The organism is Actinomyces sp. zg-332, assembly GCF_011751945.2.
Taxonomy (GTDB): Bacteria; Actinomycetota; Actinomycetes; order Actinomycetales; family Actinomycetaceae; genus ZJ293.
The window spans coordinates 1209556-1231413 of record NZ_CP064951.1; the positions used below are offsets into that span (position 1 = coordinate 1209556).

A 21858-nucleotide genomic window follows, 5' to 3' on the forward strand; every position below is an offset into this window, starting at 1 on the left:
TTTACATTAGTCTCTATTATTGAATTTTCTTGTGCGAGTACGCTGACGACGTGAACGTTCGCGGTCTGTATTTCTATCCTCAGATTTTTCTTCATTCTTTGATGTATTGTCTTCACCTTGAGCAACACCATCTATTACTGCGTATAGATTCAATTTACCACGAGGATCGCGTTCAGCAATCTCAACTTCAATTTCTTGACCAACAGTCAAAACTTCTTCTACTTCATTTACTCGACGTCCACCAACTAGTCGGCGAATCTGTGAAATATGAAGCAAACCATCGCATCCTGGAACAAGTGAAATGAAAGCCCCAAAAGTTGTAGTCTTTACAACTGTACCTACATACCTTTCACCTTTTTCAGGTACTTTAGGATTTACAATTGCGTCAACTAGCTTGCGTGTCTTTTCTGCGCTAATTCCATCAGAAGCACCGATATAAACTGTACCGTCATCTTCCACAGTAATTTCAGCACCAGTGTCTTCTTGGATTTGGTTGATAGTCTTACCCTTAGGACCGATTACTTCACCAATCTTATCCACTGGAATAGTTAGAGAAATAACGCGTGGAGCTGTGTCTGACATTTCGTCTGGTTCATCAATTGCACCACTCATTACATCAAGAATATATAGACGAGCTTCCTTAGCTTGCTTCAAAGCAGCTGCTAGAACTGAAGCTGGAATACCATCTAGTTTAGTATCTAGCTGTATTGCTGTAACAAATTCACGTGTACCAGCAACTTTGAAGTCCATATCACCGAAAGCATCTTCAGCACCCAAAATATCTGTCAAAGTCGCATAGCGTGTTTCGTCATTAATCTTGTCACTCATCAAGCCCATTGCTATACCAGCAACAGGAGCACGCAAAGGCACACCAGCGTTTAGTAGTGACAAAGTTGATGCACAAACGCTACCCATAGATGTAGAACCGTTAGATCCCAAAGCTTCAGAAACCTGACGGATAGCATAAGGGAATTCTTCGCGTGGAGGAATAACTGGAATCAAAGCACGTTCAGCCAAAGCACCATGTCCAATTTCACGGCGTTTTGGAGAACCTACACGTCCTACTTCACCAGTTGAAAATGGAGGGAAGTTGTATTGGTGCATATAGCGTTTGCGAGTTACTGGAGTCAAAGAGTCAATCTGTTGTTCCATACGTAGCATATTCAAAGTAGATACACCCAAAATCTGAGTTTCTCCACGCTCAAAAATAGCACTACCGTGTACTCGAGGCAAAACATCTACTTCTGCTGATAGAGTACGTATATCACGCAAACCACGACCATCAATACGCTTACCTTCAGTTAGAACTCGTGTACGTATAATGTGCTTTGTCAAAGAACGTACTGCTGCGCGAATTTCCTTATCGAAATCCGGATATTCTTCTTCTGGGTATTTTTCAGCCAATGCTTCAACTGTTTCATCAGCAATTTGTTCTAGTGCTGTTTCGCGTTCAAGCTTTTCAACTATTGTAGTAGCTGCGTTAATCTTGTCAGTAGCTAAACGTTCGACATCAGCATACTGTTCATCTGTGTAATCAAAGAATAGTTCAAATTGTCCCTGTGGCTTAGCACATTCTTTAGCTAGTTCTATCTGTGCTAAACAGAGTTCACGGATAAATGGTTTAGCAAGTTCCAAAGCCTCGGCTACAACTTCTTCAGTTGGAGCAGTGAAACCAGCTTGTACCTTATCCCAAGTGTTTTCAGTTGCTTCAGCTTCAACCATCATGATAGCTACGTCTTCTTCGCCATCTTTACTCTGGATTATGCGACCAGCAACAACCATTGAAAAAATAGCTTTTTCAATTTCACTGTGACGTGGGAAAGCTACCCACTGATCATCAATTAGTGATAAGCGTGTGCCACCAATTGGACCAGAAAATGGCAGACCAGCAAGCAAAGTAGACATAGAAGCAGCATTTATCGCCAATACATCATAAGCTTCATCAGGGTGTATAGCCAAAACTGTTTCAACTACCTGAACTTCATTACGTAAGCCTTTTACGAAAGATGGACGCAATGGTCTGTCGATTAAGCGTGAGGCTAGAATAGCTTCCGTGCCTGGGCGTCCTTCTCTACGGAAGAAAGAACCTGGGATTTTACCAGCAGCATACTGACGTTCTTCAACGTCAACTGTCAATGGGAAAAAGTCGAATTGATCACGTGGTGTTGAGCTAACAGTAGTTGCTGATAAAACTACTGTTTCTTCATCTAAATAGGCAACTGCACTACCTGCAGCTTGACGAGCTAGACGACCAGTTTCAAAACGAATAACTCGTTTTCCATATTTGCCATTATCAATTATGGCTTCACTAAATTGTGTGTCTTCCAAAGACCTCTCCTTAACTAGAATTTAGTTTTTTCCCAGTCGGCGGCCATCGATCGAGACCCACGGATAACAGTTCATTCCAACATCTTTTATACAGAAAAGATCCGGAGGCCACTACCGAGGACCGAACATAGGGAACAATAAAATTTTTAGCCCAGAACCTTTTGATTCCGGGCTATGCAAGACTTAACTATCGACGCAATCCTAAGCGTTCAATCAAAGAACGGTAACGTTCAATATCAACTTCTGCCAAGTAGCCAAGCATACGGCGACGCTGACCAACTAGAAGCATCAAACCACGACGTGAGTGGTGGTCGTGCTTGTGAGTTTTGAAGTGTTCTGTCAAATCTTTGATACGCTGTGAAAGCAACGCAATCTGTACTTCAGGTGATCCTGTATCACCTTCATGTGTTGCGTATTCTTCGATAATCTGCTTCTTAACTTCTGGACTTAGCGACACAGTCTCTCCTTCTAAAATTCATTGCACAGAGCCTAAATCTTATTTTTAGGCACGACATACCGTGGCCGATAAAACACGGCTTATATATTGTATCACATTCCTGCAAAAACTGAAGTCGGATCTATAGGCTCAGGTTTAGGAACGTTCAATATATCTGCACATATACATACATCGTTACGCATTTGTTCTAATAAATCTTCTAAGGAGTCAAATTTAAGCATTGGACGTAAATATTGTACAAAACTGAGCTTTACATTTTTCTCATAGAAATCTAGGTCGCCACGCCCCAAGACATGAGCTTCAACAGTTTTAGAAACAGCGTCAAATTGATAGTTTGTACCAACTGAAATAGCACAAGGGTACTCATGTTTATCGCACGTTAATATTCCAGCATAAACACCATCTTTAGGGATTGTTTCCAACTCTGATATATCTAAATTAGCTGTAGGATAACCAATTTTGCGTCCATTTTTTAGACCATGCACAACTTTAGAGAAAACTTCAAAATTACGTCCCAAGTATTCTTTAGCTTTATCTACACTTGCTGATTTTATAAAATTACGAATGTTTGTAGAAGAAAATCTTTCACCGTCAATAAAGTTAATGTTTTCCACTATTTCCACATCAAAACCATGTTTTTGTCCAAGCAAAGCAAGATCTTTAGCTCCAGCACAATTACCTTTACCAAAACGCATATCTTCACCCACAACTACCATGCAGGCATTAGCATATTGAACAAAGTACTTTTCTACGAATTCTTCAGGCATCTGCTGTGCGAACTCTAAGGAATACTCTAAGACCTCAACGTTGTCTATTCCTGCTTCTTTCAAAAAATCGATTCTTTTAGCTAGTGGATATAAAAGCTCAACACTGCCCTCACCTAAATGAACGTTAGCTGGGTGTGGGGAAAAAGTAAAAACTGTGCTGGTACACTTGAAAGACTTAGCGTAATCAACAACTTTTTTGATTAAACGTTGGTGACCTAAGTGAAATCCATCAAAAATACCTATAGCAACTACACTACTTTTATTGTCCATTTACCATACCTAACTAGTAAGTACCATTATCATACATCAAATACGCATACAGGTTTTACAAATTTGCCTTTAGGTGTCATTAAAGCAACTAGCCTAGAATGAGAGTTTTCTTCATATATAGCAGCAAAAACTGTGTCTTTATGCTTATTTTTAGGTAGAATCTCGTTTTCCCTACTTACTTTTTCTGAAAGTTTTTCTATAGCATTTTCATTCGAGGATAGGTTAGCCATAAAGTCCTCATAAGGTAGAAAAGCTCCGACACAAATTTTTTCACGCTGTGCCTTAGATACATAAGAGTATGGAAACATATTCATTGCAAGCTTTGCTAAAGGTATTGTTTCAACACTTTTAGGGCAGTTGCAACCGTTTTGTTCGCTCACATACTGGTTTAGCTCTTGTAAAGTTTTAGCTTCTTCTAGGGTAAATCCACCTACATTTGTTCTTTCTAACATAGTGAGATGAGCTCCACACTCAAGTTTTTCCCCAATATCTCGAGCTATTGAGCGTATATAAGTACCTGATGAACAGGTAACTTCAATATCAAATTCATAAGCATTCTCGTGCGAACTGCTTGCTCTCAAAGAGCTTATCTGTTCTAGGGAATATATAGTTACAGGGCGTTTTTCTAGCTCAACTTCTTTACCTTCACGAACTAAATCATAAGCACGTTTTCCATGAACTTTGATTGCTGATACTTTAGAGGGAGCTTGTAAAATATCTCCACGAAACTCTGGCAAAATAGCGTCTAATTTGTCTTGTAGTCCTTGCTCGTCCACTGGTGTAATTTCTAAGACTTCTCCCATAGCGTCATCTGAAACAGTTCTAATACCAAGCAAAACAGTTGCGCGATAAGTTTTCCAAGAAGCAGAAATGTATTGCAACATACGCGTAGCTTTACCTACAGCTACAACTAGAACTCCAGTAGCCATAGGGTCTAAAGTTCCCCCATGCCCTACTTTGCGAGTATTAGCTAGTTTTCGCATACAAGAAACTACGTCATGACTTGTCATATCTTTTTCTTTATTTACTATTATGATTCCGTCATCAGCTATAGCATTAGCTCGAGTTACTTGCATTATTTTCCGTTCTAAAATCTAGCTTTTCACATATTTTGTTTTATACACGAAAATTAGAATAATATTTTGTACAAAAATTGTGTTTTTCATTATTTTCTTTGTGAAACAATAAAATTATAAGTTATGTATTTGAAAACATGAAGTGTTAGTAAAGTCTTGAAGCTATATTGTAAGTAAGTGTGTTTTTCTATAAATTTTCTAGTACGTAATAAACAAAGTGTAACCTTGAACATAAAAGTAGTACTTCGTTGAAAGGTAGTTTTTCCTTTTATAAGTTAGTTTTTTAAAGCACTAAAGCCCCAAAAGTAAAATCCGAAAAGATTTATATTTGAGGCTTAATGTATTTTCAATCTTTACCAACACAAAATATGAAGTTGCTATTAATAAATAGCCTTTTTACACTAAAACATATACCAACCTTGAACAAGTATTTAAGCATTATTGTGGTTACTAAATTCTAAAAGTAAACAAAAATCTTATAGTATTAGGAAGTGACTTATATATAAGCAACAGTACTTAATATTTATTTTTTCTTCTTAAAATATCCTTTACTGATAAGCCATTCTTTTAGCAAATATATGATGAGACCACCCCAAAAGAATATTAAGCCACCAACGTATGTGATAATAAATTCAGAAGGAACAGCTGTCCAATCCTTAGTAATCCATTCCCAACCAGATGACCACAGAGCAAAAGGAAGAGGAACTAAAAGAAAAATAGCAAGCACAACAAGTCCAGATACAAACCGATTTGGTTTACCTTTTCCCTCGTTAGAGTTAGATTTAGTCTTCTTAACCATATTTACCTACCAGATTTACTTAAATATTTTAGTTATACTTTTTGGGCTAAGTAAAATACTTTTTGTAATATGTCTTTTTAAGTTCCAAACTATTCATTTAGTTCTTTTACGATAAAGCACACATGATGCCAAGCACACTTTACCTTAAATTTAATTTATAAGATTTCAAATTAAGTATAAATCTTATATTAGGAAAGAAAAACTATATTTGGAATTCGTAATCTCGGTCTATATCTTCATCTCTTTTAAGATAGCCTTTGGCGATAAGCCACCCTCTAATTATGTATGCAATTATACTTCCCAGAAAGAATATTAAGCCACCAACGTATGTGATAATAAATTCAGAAGGAACAGCTGTCCAATCCTTAGTAATCCACTCCCAACCAGATGACCACAAAGCAAAAGGAAGAGGAACTAAAAGAAAAATAGCAAGCACAACAAGTCCAGATACAAACCGATTTGGTTTACCTTTTTTCTCCTTAGAATTTTTCTTCAACACATTCACCTACCAAATTTCCTTAAAACCACACTTTCCAATATCAACATTACCAGTCATTTTCTCTCCTATTTCATCGACATTACCAAATAAATAACTAAATTCAGCTTGCCTAAGTTTAGAGAGATTCTATAACTTTTACGATTTACATTTATTCCTCTTTATAAATTGCCATGTGTTTTTACTTCTTCTATATTTCGTGTTTTGGTAGCTAAAATTTCATCTATTGCCTATATATATTTACATTATGCACTTTTACCTAGTTATCTCTATACTAAGACAAACTTAGAAATGTTTGGTCTCGAGGATATAGTCTTCGATAGTTATTCTGTAAAATATAAAATCTAAAAACTTAAAACCTTGGTACTTGGCCTCGATTGTTTATTATCATAAGTAAACTTGCAACTTATATGTATTCTAAAATTAGACAAACTCAAAATTAACACAAAAATGTAATCAAATTTTTATTTAATTTCTCATGGACTCTACAAATTCACAGTAAACTTTATATGCAGACTCAAATTTTATATATCTTTAGCATTAGGCTAAAACTTCAATACTACAAGTTTTAAAAGCCAAAGCGACCTATTCTATCCACGTAAACACTAAATTTACCAAGAATAAGTCGCTCTATACTTTTATGTGAAACTATAGACAATTTAGCCTAAATAATAGTTATCCAACAAACAGCAAAAATACCTAGTCTAACTTGTCAAAATCATCAATTTCATCTTCTTCGTAAGCCTCGTCATACTCATCATCAAGTTCTTCATAGTCATCAAAATTGTCAGAAAACTCTGATTCTTCTTCAAAGGATTCATCTTTTTTACGAGGAACTTTATAAGGATTTTCTTCTCCTGCATACTGAGCTTTTTCTGCTAAACGTGCTACAGACTCATCTTTAAACTTTGCTGCAACTAAAGCATCCTCAATTGAAGCAACAGTATCGGGAAGAGCGTCTAGAATAAACTCTATTGATGGTGTCAAACGAATACCTAAGGCTTTTCCAATATTGCTTCTAATAAGTCCTTTAGCAGAATTTAGAGCAGCTTCAGTATTTTTACGATCTTTATCATCACCATAAACTGTATAGAAAATACTAGCATGTTGTAAGTCACCAGTAACTCTAACATCTGTAACAGTTACGAATCCAAGCCTTGGATCTTTAATCTTAGATTCAAGCATAATAGCAACAGTTTGTTGAATACGATCAGCTATCTTACGAACTCTAGGGCTATCGTTACTCATTTTTATCTCCATTAAAATCGTGTTTTGTGCAACTTATAAAGCCACACAAAACACAATGTATAGTTCAAATTTGAAATTTTTAGCTACGTTTCTTCTCGACCATTTCCCAAGTTTCAATGACATCGCCTTCACGAATATCTTTGTATCCTAGAGAAATACCGCACTCGAAACCGTCACGTACTTCAGTAACGTCATCTTTTTCACGACGTAATGATTCAATTTCTAAGTTTTCAGCAACAACTACACCATCACGTACAAGTCTTGCTTTAGTTCCACGTTTGATAGTGCCACTGCGGATAATAGAACCTGCAATATTACCAAACTTAGAGGAACGGAATACTTGACGAATTTCTGCTGTACCCAGCTGTGCTTCTTCGTAAATAGGCTTTAACATACCACGCAAAGCATTTTCGATATCTTCAATTGCTGCGTAAATAACTGAGTAGTATTTAATTTCAACACCTTCACGGTCAGCCATTTCAGCCACACGTTCAGCTGGTCGAACGTTGAAACCAACAATAACAGCGTTATCCACTGTTGCAAGGTTAACATCGTTTTGCGTAATCGCACCAACACCACGGTGGATAATGCGTAGTTGTACTTCCTCACCAACATCAATCTTGAGCAAGGAATCTTCCAAAGCCTCAACAGCACCTGAAACGTCACCCTTTAGAATCAAGTTCAACGTGTCGACCTTACCAGCCTTCAAAGCCTCATCGAAGTCTTCAAGAGTTACACGCTTACGACGCTTAGCTAGTTGTGCTGCACGAGCTGCTGCCTGACGCTTATCAGCAATCTGACGTGCTGTACGGTCATCATCAGTAACAATAAAGTTATCCCCAGCTCTAGGCACAGAAGTCAAACCTAAAATCTGTACAGGACGTGAAGGTGTAGCTTCTTCTACAGGTATACCGTGTTCATCAAACATGGCACGAACACGACCGTATGCACTACCAATAACTATAGAGTCACCAACTCGCATAGTACCACGCTGAACTAGAGCTGTAGCAACAGCACCACGACCCTTGTCAAGGTTAGCTTCAATTGCCACACCACGAGCACTGCTATTAGGGTTAGCTGTCAAATCCAAAGCAGCATCAGCTGTTAGTAGAACAGCTTCAAGTAGCTCATTAATACCTTGTCGTTGTTTAGCTGAAACGTCAACGAAAATTACGTCACCGCCATATTCTTCAGCAACCAAGTTGTATTCAGTTAGCTGTGCCCTAATCTTATCCGGATTAGCTTCTGGTTTATCAACCTTGTTTACTGCTACAACGATTGGAACTCCAGCAGCTTGGGAGTGGTTGATTGCTTCAACTGTCTGAGGCATAACACCGTCATCAGCTGCTACAACCAAAATAGCAATATCTGTAACTTGAGCACCACGAGCACGCATAGCTGTAAAGGCCTCGTGACCTGGTGTGTCAATAAAGGTAATTGGACGTTTTACGCCATCGTGTTCACAGTGTACCTGATAAGCACCAATATGCTGTGTAATACCACCGGCTTCATCAGCAACCACGTCAGTTGAACGGATAGCGTCAAGTAGCTTAGTCTTACCGTGGTCAACGTGACCCATAACAGTTACAACTGGTGGACGTGACTGTAGGTGTTCCTCATCTTGTACTTCTTCAGCTTCCAGGTCGATGTCAAATGCACCTAGTAGTTCACGATCTTCGTCTTCTGGAGAAATAATCTTTACAACGTATCCTAGCTCAACACCCAATGTTTCCAATGTGTCTTGGTCAATTGATTGTGTTGCTGTAACCATTTCACCCATGTGGAATAGGATTGTAACTAGTGCTGCTGGGTTTACGTTAATTTTTTCAGCAAATTCGGCTAGAGACGCACCTTGACGAATTGTAATCTGTGTGCTTCCGTCACCTTTAGGTACTGATACACCACCTATTACTGGTGCTATCTGCTCTTCTATTTCCTGTCGCTTTGCACGCTTTGCTTTACGCTTAGCTGATTTACCTGTACCTCTACCAAATGCACCTTGGGTATTTCCACGACCACCACTTCCACTATTAGGGAATGAGTTAGCTAAACCGCGAGGCTGGTCGTATGAAGATCCAGATGAACGTCCCGAACGTCCTCTGCCACCTTTTCCAGCTTGAGCTGCAGCAACTTGCTTCTCAGCAATTTCGTTGTTTATATTGCGATTTTGCTTTGGAGCACGCTCTTTATTCTTTGCCTGTTTAGGTGCATTGTTCTGCTTTTCATTTTCAGAACGCTTCTTATTTTCAGGTTTATTTCCACCTTTGCCCTTTGGCCCACCTTGTTGTTTCTTAGGTGCTCCAGGCTTTGGCATACCTTGCGTAGAAGCAAAAGGATTATTTCCAGGCCTTACCATTGGACGAGGCATAGATGGTTTTGGAACTGGAGTTACGTTTGCTTCTTTAGGCTTTGCACTTGCTTTAGGTTTATTTTCACCCTTAGCTTTAACATCACCTTTAAATTTAGGCTGTGATAAATCCTTAGGGTCTTGTTTAGACTTGTTGTTACCCTTTGGTTTAGTTGTATTAAAATCTTCAGAGACCTTTTTCTTAGCTATTTTTTCTTTAGGCTCTGACTTAACATCTTCAGTTTTTTCTTCAGCCTTCTTAGGTGGTTTTGGCTTTTCTGTAGATTTTTCTTTAAGTGTTTTCTCTGGTGCTTTTACTTCAACATCTTCTATTTTTTTAGGTGCTTTAGCTACTTTTTCTTTAGTTTGCTTTGCAGGTAAAACTGCACGCACTTTATTAGCAGCAGGTGCCTCAATTGTTGAAGAAGCACTCTTTACGAACTCACCTTGTTCTTTAAGTACGTCTATAATTTCTTTGCTTTTATATCCGAGCTCTTTAGCAAGCTCGTGGACTCGCATTTTAGTCACTTTTCTCCTGTCTGGGCTTCAATCCCTAGGCAGGACGAAACCTCTATACTTTTTGACAGCTCATTGCTGGCTACTCATCGGGTGCCCATCGGCTTTCTCCCGCTCCGTTTGCTAAGAATCACACCTTGTGAATTCCGATAAAACTATTGAATTGACTTTGTCAATCTTAGTCTTAAAAGCATGGTTTATTGTTCCAAGCTTTGACGCTCTTTTCATGCACTGTGGATCTTTATGTACCCACATTCCCCTACCTGACATCTTTTTATATTCGTCATAAATGATAGTAGTTTTATCATGAGAAAGAACATACCTCAAAAGAGTTTCCCTTCCGCTCTTTTGATTACATCCTCGACAAGTGCGAATATGTTCCCGCAATTGGACACACCTCACCAATCTAACGACCAAACATTAACTATATCTCATTTTTGACTATTTTAGTAACTATTCAAGTCACGATTTTAAAGATACTTGCTCATATATGAACATTTTTACCTGTAAATTAACAGTAATCTTTATTCAATCTTATCTTTCTGTGATACAAGAGAAGTCTGCACATCACCAGTTTCTTGAATATCTGACTGAATATCAATCTTCCAGCCTGTCAAACGTGCAGCTAACCTGACATTTTGAGCTTCTTTACCTATTGCAAGAGAAAGCTGGAAATCAGGTACTATTACTCTAGCTTTTTTCTCTTCTTCGCTAATAACGTTTACAGCTGCAACTCTAGCTGGAGACAAAGCATTTGCGACAAATCTCGTCGGGTCCTCAGAATAATCAATTATGTCTATTTTTTCTCCACCTAGTTCGTCTATAACGTTTTTAACTCGACGGAACATAGGACCAATACATGTACCAACAGCGTTTACATTAGGTTGTGTTGCTCTTACAGCTATTTTACTTCTATGCCCTGCTTCTCTAGCAACTGCAACGATTTCAACAAGTCCTTTTTGTATGTCTGGGACTTCTAATTTGAATAATTGTCGTACTAATTCTGGATGTGTGCGAGATAGTAGTATACGTGGACCTTTGTTTCCTTTAGTAACATCTAAGACATAAGCTTTAATACGATCACCATGATTATATTTTTCATTAGGTACTTGCTCAGATGGTAAAATCATTGCTTCCACGCCGCCAATATCTACTAGCACATTGGGGTTATCAATCCCACCTTGCTGTATAACTCCTGATATGACTGTACCTATCGTGTGTTTGTATTCACCAATGACTTTATTATCTTCAACTTCAAATATACGTTGCTTGATTATGCTTCTTACAATTGTTGTACCTATACGACTAAAATTAATTGGTGTGTCGTCAAATTCGCCTATAGGCTCACCATTTTCATCTTGTTCACAAGCTATAACCGTAACATTACCAGTAACTTCGTCAATTTCAACTCTAGCTTTTTCCATAGCTCCTGGCTGGTTAAAATAAGCTTTCAATAGTGCGTCTTCGATGGTACGCAACAATACTTCTAAATTTATGCCTTTTTCTTTTTCCACTAAACGTAAAGCGTTAATGTCTATTTGCACAGTTTGTCCTATCAGATATAAGATATGTTTATATTATCACCACAATTTTTAGAAAACTATTATTGTTCTAGCTTTCTGTATTTTTTCAATTTCATATTCTTGTTCTGAGTCTTTTACAGAAATAACAACTACTTTGTCATCAAGCACTCGCTGAACTTTTCCTTCAATAATTTGTTCTTCATAGGAATATTTCACGTGACGACCCACAGCACGTTTCCATAATCTTAGATCTGTTATATCTCTTTCAGCCCCTGCAGTAGTTACTTCTAAAGTATAAGCTCCTTTTATAGGGTCTTTTTCATCAAGTAGTTTTGATATTTTTCTAGATATTTCAACAATTTTATCTGAGGAAACTCCACCAGGTGTGTCAATTAAATCTATAACAACACGCACTAAAGTGTTCTTTCCAGATTTAGCTAAAACTACTTTTTCTAAAAATAAGCCATTTTCAGCAACCAAGGGTTCTAAGCATTCTTGAACTTGTGCTTGAACAGACATAACTACTCCATATTAAGTTTGATAGTTTTAAATGATTTTCAAAGATATGACAATAATTTAATTATTTTATATCATTTATCCTTATCTCATTCAAAACAAAAGAAGAAACGGAACTATTTTACAGTAAATAAAAGAAATATGTCACACTAATTATCATTAAAACATTTCAATAGCCTTTTTAAGATTTCAGAATAAATCTAGACACGCAAAAAATAAGCAAAAACATTACTAATCCATTAAATGGGTAAATAAAAATAATTACAAATACAAGTTTTTTTTTGTAAAAATGCGCAAATTCTTTTGAAAAGTCTTTACTTTAATATTACCTTAAGAGTATGTCATCGTATATCCGTTTTCGAAAATTTAAGGATGGGCAATATATGAACATACTCCCAAAGAAATTGAAATATGTAGGTGCGACTCTCGCACTATCTCTTGCAGGCACAAGTGTATGTCTTACAGTACCAGTAGGATTTGCAACCGACGGTAATCAAAACTCAACTGTATCTAGTGAAAATGTACAGGCTGGTCCAGATAAAATTATGAACTATGCTGTAAACCTTGAAAAAGGAACTTCCACAGCTCAGTTTAATTCTTTGGTAGAAGAAGCAAAAAGACTAGGTGGCGTAATACTCCGTGAATACCCACAGCTATCAAGTTTCTTCGTACAAGCTTCTAGTTCAACATTTGACGTAGATCTGGAAGCTAAAGCACAAGAAGTAGGAATACCAGTACATTCTGTAGGCCCTACACGTCAAAAAGAAGTTGAAGGCCGTGAAGTCGTACTACCAAATGTCACACCTTCAGCACCATCATCCGAAAGTAACGAAAGCGGTAGCCAAGGTTTTAAAGCCTCATCAGAAAATCCTGTATACGAACAAGACCCACTATCAGCTGAAGCTTGGGGTTTGCATGCAATTGGTGCAATTGAAGCAGCAAAAGTTGATGTAAAACTAGAACGCACAGTCGTAGGTATTTTAGATGGTGGCATAAAGGGGTCGCACCCTGATTTACGAAATCAGATTGAAAAAGACTTATCTGTAGGTTGCCAAGTAAATGGTATTCCAGATAACTCATATGCTGCATGGCAAGATGACCACTACCATGGAACTCACGTAGCAGGTATAGTTGCTGCTGAGCATAACACAGAAGGCATAGACGGTGTTGCTCCTAAAGCTCGACTAGCTGCTGTTAAAGTTGCTAACTCCAACGGCTCTTTCTACCCAGAATACGTAACTTGCGGTTTCGTATGGGCTGCTGACCACAAATTTGCTGTAACAAACAACAGCTACTACGTTGATCCATGGGAATTTTGGAAACCAAGTGAGAGGTCACAAAAAGCTGGTCTAGAAGTAGTATCTCGCGCAGCTGATTACGCTTATAAATCAGGCGTTGTAAACATTGCTGCAGCAGGAAACGCTAATACTAACCTCGACAACCCAGTTGATTCAGGAGAATCTCCTAACGATTTACCTGAGTCAGAGCACATTCAAAACCGCGATATTACTGGTGGTTTGGATATTCCAGCAATGCTACCAAATATGGTCACTGTTTCTGCTCTTGAGCCTAGAGAAGGCGCAGCTGATCCTGCAGTAGCAAAACTTGGACGCTCCGGCTTTTCTAATTACGGCACAAACACAATTGATATAGCAGCACCAGGCACTGACATTTATTCTACGTTCGTAGCAGAAAAAAGCCCATATGGTTTCGACTATGATGTACTCGATGGTACTTCTATGGCTAGCCCACACGTTGCTGGTGTAGCTGCTTTACTTCGCGCTGTAAATCCTACACTAACTCCTGATCAGGTTGTTGAATTGTTGAAAAAACATGCTGCTAAGAACTTTGAACGCTTAGCTAAACCAACAGATGGTAAAGAATACCGTGGTTCAGGTCTTGCAAGTGCTTTAGACGCTGTTTTATATGACCAGCCAAAACCAACAATCCAAAACGTAGAATACTCAAGTGACAATGGTCAAACTTGGAGTGCTCTAGAGAACGCAACTGTTAGAGGAAAAGTCCAAATTCGCGTAACAGCAACTGGTCCAGCAACAAAGGTATCTTTTGGAGCTGAAAACAAAAAAGCTGAAAACACAGGAGACGGAGCATTTGACGGACGCGTAATTGCACAAGGTGAATTTGATTTCACTAATCCGCCAGCTGTTCAGCCTGAAAGTGAAACAGCAAATTCTCTAGTATCACTACGAACGGTTGCTGACGAAGATACACGAGATGTTTCACTAAACATTGAAGCATTTGGTCGTAACAACGATAGCCGTGCAGATGATGATGTAAAACTAGCTGTTCCTTTCAAAGCCGGAAAACCTCTTCCAAAGGCAACTGAAGAGAAAGCAGACAAAGAAAAGCCAGCTAGTGAAAGCACAGCAAAGGCTAAGAAACCAGTACTTGTTAAAAAACCTAGTGGAGAATTATCTCAAACAGGTATTGACAGCCTAACAATCATTTCACTAGCCCTAGCCCTAGCAACAGCAGGAGCAGTGCTAACACGCAGAAAAACATCTGCCAAATAAAATATATAAATAATAATTAAATAAAACCCAATAAAGTGTGACCGCCACAAGCAGTCACACTTTATTAACTTAACAAACAAAACCACATACAGCGCCTAAAACTAAAAAAATTTTAAAGTAGGAAACAGCACTTCTTCCCGCTTCCCCAAAATAAAGAAAACATCAAAGAAAACAAAACTTTACTAATCCCCATAGAGGAATTAGACAAAATAATACTCTTATAAACATATAAAATACTTACCGTCCAAAAACGACATTCCAATATACCTATCAAACTCAAAAACATAAATTATCTACAATGCTGTACGGACTACTTATACTATAAACTTATTATTTCTATAGAGTATTCAAAATGTGATATTTACAAACTAAAGTATAGACAAGCATTATTGGTAAAATGTGACAACAATATAAAACTCACTCTTAGTTTGTAAAAACCATTTTTGAACAGACATAACTACTCTATATTAAGTTTGGTAGTTTTAAATGATTTTCACAAACGTGATAATAACTTAATTATTCTATATCATTTACCTTTATTTCATTCAAACAAAAAAAATAAAAGTTTACACACATAAAAGAGTATTTTATATCACTATCAATAAGTGTATCTAAAAACCCATTTCACATTCTAGAACATTTCCAAATTTATAATAATTAAGTAAAGTGCTTGTTTGTTTTTGGTAATGAAAATAATCTTAAAAGTAAAAAAACATTAGATAATGTAAACTATATTCCAAAATATGGATAATTTTTTTAAAAGCTCTTTACTCTAACATTACTTTAAGGGTATTTTAGTATATACACGTTCTCAATTTTTAAGGATGTATATGAGATGAAAACACTATCAAAGAGATTGAAATATATAGGTGCAACTCTTGCTCTATCTCTTGCAGGCACAAGTGCATGCCTTGCAGTACCGGCAGGTTTTGCAACTGATGGCGATCAGGACTCGACTGTATCTACTGAAAATACACAAGCTGGTCCAGATAAAATTATGAACTACGCTGTAAACCTTGAAAAAGGAACTTCTACAGCCCAGTTTAATTCTTTGGTAGAAGAAGCAAAAAGACTAGGTGGCGTAGTATTACAACAGTATCCACAGTTATCAAGTTTCTTCGTACAAGCTTCTAGCTCCACATTCGATGTAGATTTGGAAGCTAAAGCACAAGAAGTAGGAATACCAGTACATTCTGTAGGCCCTACACGCCAAAAAGAAGTTGAGGGTCGTGAAGTCGTACTACCAAACGCTGTAAGTTCAACGCCAGCATCTGGCAGCGCAGGTAGCGGAAGTCAATTTGCGAAATCCCAGCTAGAAGATCCTGCATACGAACAAGACCCAATGTCAGCCACTACATGGGGTTTGCATGCAATTGGAGCGATTGAAGCAGCAAAAGTTGATGTAAAACTAGAACGCACAGTAGTAGGTATTCTAGATACAGGCATAAAGGGTTCACACCCTGATTTACAAAACCAGATTGAAAAAGACTTATCTGTAGGTTGCCAAGTAAATGGTATTCCAGATACCTCATACGCCGCATGGCAAGATGACCACTACCATGGAACCCACGTAGCAGGTACTGTTGCTGCTGAACACAATGGTATTGGTGTTGACGGTGTTGCTCCTAAAGCTCGACTAGCTGCTGTTAAAGTTTCCAATTCAAATGGTTCTTTCTACCCAGAATATGTAACTTGTGGTTTCATTTGGGCTGCTGACCATAAATTCGCTGTAACAAACAACAGCTACTATGTTGACCCATGGGAATACTGGGTACCAAGTGAAAGATCACAAAAAGCTGGTCTGGAAGTAGTATCCCGCGCCGTTGACTACGCCTACAAATCAGGCGTTGTAAACATTACAGCAGCAGGAAACGCTAACAACGATAATGACAATCCAGTCGATTCAGGAGAATCTCCTAACGACCTAGATGAATCAGCAATCATTCGAAACCGTGATATCACCGGTGGTATGGATATTCCTACAATGCTACCAAGCACAGTTAGTGTTTCAGCTGTTGGCCGCACAAGTATTACAGAAGATCCTGCTATTATGCCACTATCTCGTGCACGTTTTTCTAACTATGGTGTCAACTCGATCACTCTAGCAGCACCAGGCGTTGGAATTCAGTCTACATTCGTAGCAGAAAACGATAAATACAACCGTGATTATGCAGCAATTAGTGGTACTTCTATGGCTAGCCCACACGTTGCTGGTGTAGCTGCTTTACTTCGCGCTGTAAATCCTACACTAACTCCTGATCAGGTTGTTGAATTGTTGAAAAAACATGCTGCTAAGAACTTGGGACGTTTAACCGAACCAACAGATGGCAAAGAATATCGTGGTGCAGGTCTTACAAGTGCTCTAGACGCTGTTCTTTACGACCAACCACAGCCAACAATCCAAAACGTAGAATACTCAAGCGATAACGGTCAGAGTTGGAACGCTTTAGAAAACGCAACAGTTAGAGGAAAAGTCCAAATTCGCGTAACAGCAACTGGTCCAGCAACAAAACTATCCTTCACTGCTGAAGATCAGTCAGCTGAAAACACAGGAGATGGAGCATTTGACGGACGCGTAATTGCACAAAATGAATTTGATTTCACTAATCCGCCAGCTGTTCAGCCTGAAAGTGAAACAGCAAGCTCTCTAGCATCGCTACGCTCAGTTGCTGACGAAGATACACGCGATGTTTCACTAAACATTGAAGCATTTGGTCGTAACAACGATAGCCGTGCAGATGACGATGTAAAACTAGCTGTTCCTTTCAAAGCCGGAAAACCTCTACCAAAAGCAAATGAGGAAAAACCAGCTAGTGAAAGCACAGCAAAGGCTAAGAAACCAGTACTTGTCAAAAAACCTAACGGAGAATTATCTCAAACAGGTATTGACAGCCTAACAATCATTTCACTAGCCCTAGCTCTAGCAACAGCAGGAGCAGTGCTAACACGCAGAAAAACATCTGCCAAATAAAATATATAAAATAATAACTAAATAAAACCTAATAAAGTGTGACTGCAAATAAAACAGTCACACTTTATTAACTTAACAAACAAAACACACAATACTTTCACACCAGCTGAACTATACAAACTACTTGCTCTTTAACTTCCACCAAAACATAATACCAATTCATCTCTACAGAAACGTAGTAAAACCATAAATAAAATACAACAGTAAAAATCAGCAATAAGTTTTTCCCTGAAAAACAAAACCAATCATTTAATATAAATCTCAGCTTATAAAACTCACCTACTTACTCAAAAATCATCTCCAAGATTTCCAAACCATAACCAGGTAACATAAACAAAACAAATAATTACAAAAAGGTAATTTTTTTAAAAAAATAGATAATTTTTTTGAAAAGTCTTTACTTTAATATTACCTTAGAAGTATATTACCGTATATCCGTTTTCGAAACTTTAAGGATGTATATGAGATGAACGTAGTACCAAAGAGAATGAAATATGTAGGTGCAGCTCTTGCTCTGTCTCTTGCAGGCACAAGTGCATGTCTTGCAGTACCAGCAGGGTTTGCAACTGATGGCGATCAGGATTCAACTGTAACTAATGAAAGAGCACAGGCTGGTCCAGATAAAATCATGAACTATGCTGTAAACCTTGAAAAAGGGACTTCCACAGCTCAGTTTAATTCTTTAGTGGAAGAAGCAAAAAGACTAGGTGGCGTAGTATTACAACAGTACCCACAGCTATCAAGTTTCTTCGTGCAGGCCTCTAGTTCAACATTTGATATAGATTTGGAAGCTAAAGCACAAGAAGTAGGAATACCAGTACATTCTGTAGGTCCTACACGCCAAAAAGAAATTGAAGGTCGCGAAGTCGTACTACCAAATGTCACACCTTCAGTGTCACCATCATCCGGAAATAATGAAAGCGGTAGACAAAGATTTAAAGACTCACTAGAAAATCCTGCATACGAGCAAGACCCTTTATCAGCTAATGCTTGGGGTTTGCATGCAATTGGGGCGATTGAAGCAGCAAAAGTTGATGTAAAACTAGAACGCACAGTCGTAGGTATTCTAGATACAGGTATAAAGGGTTCACACCCTGATTTACAAAACCAGATTGAAAAAGACTTGTCTGTTGGCTGCCAAGTAAACGGTATCCCAAACACCTCATATGAAGCTTGGCAAGATGACGATATCCATGGAACTCACGTAGCAGGTACTGTTGCTGCTGAACACAATAGTATTGGTGTTGACGGTGTTGCTCCTAAGGCTCGACTAGCTGCTGTTAAAGTTGCTAACTCAAACGGATTATTTTATCCAGAATATGTAACTTGTGGTTTCATTTGGGCTGCTGACCATAAGTTTGCTGTAACAAATAACAGCTACTATGTTGACCCATGGGAATACTGGGTACCGAGCGAGAGGTCTCAAAAAGCTGGTCTGGAAGTAGTATCCCGCGCTGTTGACTACGCCTACAAATCAGGCGTTGTAAACATTACAGCAGCAGGAAACGCTGACAACGATGTTGATAATCCAGTTGATTCAGGAGAATCTCCTAACGACTTAACTGAATTGGAAATTATTTCAAACCGTGATATCACTGGCGGTATGGATATTCCTACAATGCTACCAAGCACAGTAACTGTTTCAGCTGTTGGACGTAAAAGGCCTTCAGGAGATCCTGCTACTATGTTGCTAGGTCGTGCAAGTTTTTCTAACTATGGTGTCAACTCGATTACTCTAGCAGCACCAGGCGTTTCGATTTACTCTACTTTCCCAGCAGAAAATGACTCAGAACATCGTGATTATGCAGCAATTAGTGGTACTTCTATGGCTAGCCCACACGTTGCTGGTGTGGCCGCTTTACTTCGCGCTGTAAATCCTACACTAACTCCTGACGAAGTGGTTGCTTTACTAAAGAAGCATGCTGCTAAGAACTTCGCACGTTTATCTGAACCAGTAGGTGGTAAGGAATATCGTGGTGCAGGTCTTGTTAGTGCTTTAGACGCTGTTTTATATGACCAGCCTAAGCCAACAATCCAAAACGTAGAATACTCAAGTGACAATGGACAAAGCTGGAGTGCTCTAGAGAACGCAACAGTTAGAGGAAAAGTACTCATCCGTGTAACAGCAACAGGACCAGCAACAAAACTATCCTTTACTGCCGAAAACCAAAAAGCACAAAATATAGGAGATGGAGCATTTGACGGACGCGTAATTGCACAAGGTGAATTTGATTTCACTAATCCGCCAGCTGTTCAGCCTGAAAGTGAAACAGCAAGCTCTCTAGCATCGCTACGCTCAGTTGCTGACGAAGATACACGAGATGTTTCACTAAACATTGAAGCATTTGGTCGTAACAACGATAGCCGTGCAGATGATGATGTAAAACTAGCCGTTCCTTTCAAAGCCGGAAAACCTCTACCAAAGGCAAACGAGGAAAAGGTATCTAGTGAAACTAAAGAAAAAGGCAAGAAACCAGTACTTGTTAAAAAACCTAACGGGCAACTATCTCAAACAGGTATTGACAGCCTAACAATCATTTCACTAGCCCTAGCCCTAGCAACAGCAGGAGCAGTGCTAACACGCAGAAAAACATCTGCCAAGTAAGATATATAAAGTAATAATTAAATAAAACCCAATAAAGTGTGACCGTTGTACAACGGTCACACTTTATTAACTTAAGAAATAAAAAATACCCAAACTATACCATCTAAAGATAGCTTTACTCCATTTCTTTCCCACAAAGAAAACGCATACTTCTTTAGCAAAACCAAATCCTAAGCATATCTCAAAATCATAAGTAAAAAATATTTTTCTTCTAAAACAACTACACCAACGCAACAGTATGACTCAAATTTTCCTAAAATGCTTCAGCATTCACACACTTAATAAAAACAGTATTACTCCATCTTCCCTAAAAACAAAATCTCAGCACAAATAAAGTTTCTCAACACAAGTAGCTATTTAACTTACTAATTACTACGTACTTCAACTTTAGCAACGCAAACATGACTCATTGCCTAAATACATGCCCAAATCTTCAACAAATACCTTTATAAGGCAAGTGATACTCTACTCAAATATACATCCTCTAAACTACATTTGAAGATAGCTGTAGTACAATTGAAAATCAACTATAAGTTATAAAACAGTTTGATAATACGGAGAATAATAAACAATAATGAAAAAATTAGTACGACTAATCTTGAAAATATTACTACTAATAGTATGTGCTTTAGTTTTTATAGTCGTATTTTTCCCAGAAAGCAATCTAAACATATTTTCAGAATGTGTAAAAGTCCCAAAAGAATATGTTGATACCGTCAATAAAGCTGGTAATGTGTGTGAGAATATTACTCCTGAACTAGTCGCAGCAGTCATACAAACAGAATCTAAGTGGAACCCCAATGTGACTTCACATGCAGGAGCTAAAGGATTGGGACAATTCATGTCCGAAACATTCAATGCAGTCGGACAGGATGGTGACGGTGATGGGAAAGCTGAAATCAATAACCCTTACGATAGTATATACAGCACAGGCGTATATTTATGTAAATTACATGAAGAAGTTACGTTCTGGAAAACTAATAATAACGTGGAAGAGTCAGCAATCAACTTGTCTTTAGCGGCTTATAATGCAGGTCTTGGTAACGTGAAAAAATATGCAGGCACTCCCCCATTTGAAGAAACTAAAAACTATGTAGAGAAAATAACCGCAATTATGCAAAACCCAAAATGCACTTCCTTTATCCCATAAATATTAAAAACACGTACGAACATTTAATGAGTTATCACGTAAGAATAAGTAACACTAAAATCCATCATATTAGACACAAAAGCAATAACTACGCTAAAAATACATATAAACAAATACCACAAATAGTTTCTGTACTTACTTTATACCCAGTAATAACTATTCTGCAGAGCCCGAAAGTCAGCTGCACTTTATAAATCAACCGACATTCCCCCCCCCAAAAAAAAATTATAGAAGAAGTATCTATAAAATATCTAT

15 protein-coding genes are annotated in these 21858 nt (G+C 38.1%); 4 read left to right on the top strand and 11 right to left on the bottom strand.

Annotated features, from left to right (window positions below; all coding sequences use genetic code 11):
- Positions 1-6 precede the first annotated feature (6 nt).
- The 11 genes from HCQ94_RS04960 to rimP all read right to left on the bottom strand — a co-directional run bounded on the left by HCQ94_RS04960 (position 7) and on the right by rimP (position 12346).
- Positions 7-2328, bottom strand: a complete 2322-nt coding sequence (locus tag HCQ94_RS04960) for a polyribonucleotide nucleotidyltransferase (RefSeq protein ID WP_166982379.1) — start codon at positions 2326-2328, stop codon at positions 7-9.
- 187 nt (positions 2329-2515) lie between these two features.
- Positions 2516-2785 (bottom strand): 30S ribosomal protein S15, encoded by a 270-nt coding sequence (rpsO, locus tag HCQ94_RS04965; RefSeq protein ID WP_166978855.1) that lies wholly within the window; start codon positions 2783-2785, stop codon positions 2516-2518.
- A gap of 92 nt (positions 2786-2877) precedes the next feature.
- Positions 2878-3822, bottom strand: coding sequence for a riboflavin biosynthesis protein RibF (ribF, locus tag HCQ94_RS04970; RefSeq protein WP_166978857.1), 945 nt, complete (start codon positions 3820-3822; stop codon positions 2878-2880).
- Positions 3823-3851: 29 nt separating this feature from the next.
- Positions 3852-4898, bottom strand: a complete 1047-nt coding sequence (gene truB / locus HCQ94_RS04975) for a tRNA pseudouridine(55) synthase TruB (RefSeq protein WP_166982383.1) — start codon at positions 4896-4898, stop codon at positions 3852-3854.
- Between the two features lie 523 nt (positions 4899-5421).
- Positions 5422-5697 (bottom strand): hypothetical protein, encoded by a 276-nt coding sequence (locus tag HCQ94_RS04980; RefSeq protein WP_166982385.1) that lies wholly within the window; start codon positions 5695-5697, stop codon positions 5422-5424.
- 202 nt (positions 5698-5899) lie between these two features.
- Positions 5900-6196, bottom strand: a complete 297-nt coding sequence (locus tag HCQ94_RS04985; RefSeq protein ID WP_166982387.1) for a hypothetical protein — start codon at positions 6194-6196, stop codon at positions 5900-5902.
- A gap of 696 nt (positions 6197-6892) precedes the next feature.
- Complete coding sequence (gene rbfA, locus HCQ94_RS04990) at positions 6893-7441, bottom strand: 30S ribosome-binding factor RbfA (protein WP_166982389.1); 549 nt, start codon at positions 7439-7441, stop codon at positions 6893-6895.
- A gap of 79 nt (positions 7442-7520) precedes the next feature.
- Positions 7521-10307, bottom strand: a complete 2787-nt coding sequence (gene infB, locus HCQ94_RS04995) for a translation initiation factor IF-2 (protein WP_166982463.1) — start codon at positions 10305-10307, stop codon at positions 7521-7523.
- Between the two features lie 120 nt (positions 10308-10427).
- Positions 10428-10691, bottom strand: a complete 264-nt coding sequence (locus tag HCQ94_RS05000; RefSeq protein ID WP_166978865.1) for a YlxR family protein — start codon at positions 10689-10691, stop codon at positions 10428-10430.
- A 137-nt stretch (positions 10692-10828) separates the two neighbouring features.
- Positions 10829-11848 (bottom strand): transcription termination factor NusA, encoded by a 1020-nt coding sequence (gene nusA / locus HCQ94_RS05005; RefSeq protein ID WP_166978867.1) that lies wholly within the window; start codon positions 11846-11848, stop codon positions 10829-10831.
- 48 nt (positions 11849-11896) lie between these two features.
- The gene (gene rimP / locus HCQ94_RS05010) at positions 11897-12346 is read right to left on the bottom strand and encodes a ribosome maturation factor RimP (RefSeq protein WP_166978869.1); all 450 of its coding nucleotides are present in this window, start codon (positions 12344-12346) and stop codon (positions 11897-11899) included.
- A gap of 380 nt (positions 12347-12726) precedes the next feature.
- Between rimP and HCQ94_RS05015 the strand changes: the two genes are divergently transcribed.
- The 4 genes from HCQ94_RS05015 (at position 12727) to HCQ94_RS05030 (ending at position 21603) form a co-directional block, all read left to right on the top strand.
- Positions 12727-14877 (top strand): S8 family peptidase, encoded by a 2151-nt coding sequence (locus HCQ94_RS05015; RefSeq protein WP_166982391.1) that lies wholly within the window; start codon positions 12727-12729, stop codon positions 14875-14877.
- An 835-nt stretch (positions 14878-15712) separates the two neighbouring features.
- Positions 15713-17848, top strand: a complete 2136-nt coding sequence (locus tag HCQ94_RS05020) for a S8 family peptidase (protein WP_166982393.1) — start codon at positions 15713-15715, stop codon at positions 17846-17848.
- Positions 17849-18314: 466 nt separating this feature from the next.
- Complete coding sequence (locus tag HCQ94_RS05025) at positions 18315-20453, top strand: S8 family peptidase (RefSeq protein WP_166982395.1); 2139 nt, start codon at positions 18315-18317, stop codon at positions 20451-20453.
- 574 nt (positions 20454-21027) lie between these two features.
- Positions 21028-21603 carry a lytic transglycosylase domain-containing protein gene (locus HCQ94_RS05030; protein WP_166982397.1) on the top strand — a complete coding sequence of 192 codons (576 nt, stop codon included), beginning with the start codon at positions 21028-21030 and terminating at the stop codon, positions 21601-21603.
- Positions 21604-21858 lie beyond the last annotated feature (255 nt).

What these genes read in the sequence shown, in the direction of transcription:
- rimP (WP_166978869.1), bottom strand. Translation starts at nt 12,346, where the DNA reads ATGTCTGTTCAAGCACAAGTTCAAGAATGCTTAGAACCCTTGGTTGCT.
- HCQ94_RS05015 (WP_166982391.1), top strand. Translation starts at nt 12,727, where the DNA reads ATGAACATACTCCCAAAGAAATTGAAATATGTAGGTGCGACTCTCGCA.
- HCQ94_RS04980 (WP_166982385.1), bottom strand. Translation starts at nt 5,697, where the DNA reads ATGGTTAAGAAGACTAAATCTAACTCTAACGAGGGAAAAGGTAAACCA.
- ribF (WP_166978857.1), bottom strand. Translation starts at nt 3,822, where the DNA reads ATGGACAATAAAAGTAGTGTAGTTGCTATAGGTATTTTTGATGGATTT.
- HCQ94_RS05020 (WP_166982393.1), top strand. Translation starts at nt 15,713, where the DNA reads ATGAAAACACTATCAAAGAGATTGAAATATATAGGTGCAACTCTTGCT.
- HCQ94_RS05030 (WP_166982397.1), top strand. Translation starts at nt 21,028, where the DNA reads ATGAAAAAATTAGTACGACTAATCTTGAAAATATTACTACTAATAGTA.
- infB (WP_166982463.1), bottom strand. Translation starts at nt 10,307, where the DNA reads ATGCGAGTCCACGAGCTTGCTAAAGAGCTCGGATATAAAAGCAAAGAA.
- rbfA (WP_166982389.1), bottom strand. Translation starts at nt 7,441, where the DNA reads ATGAGTAACGATAGCCCTAGAGTTCGTAAGATAGCTGATCGTATTCAA.
- truB (WP_166982383.1), bottom strand. Translation starts at nt 4,898, where the DNA reads ATGCAAGTAACTCGAGCTAATGCTATAGCTGATGACGGAATCATAATA.
- HCQ94_RS05025 (WP_166982395.1), top strand. Translation starts at nt 18,315, where the DNA reads ATGAACGTAGTACCAAAGAGAATGAAATATGTAGGTGCAGCTCTTGCT.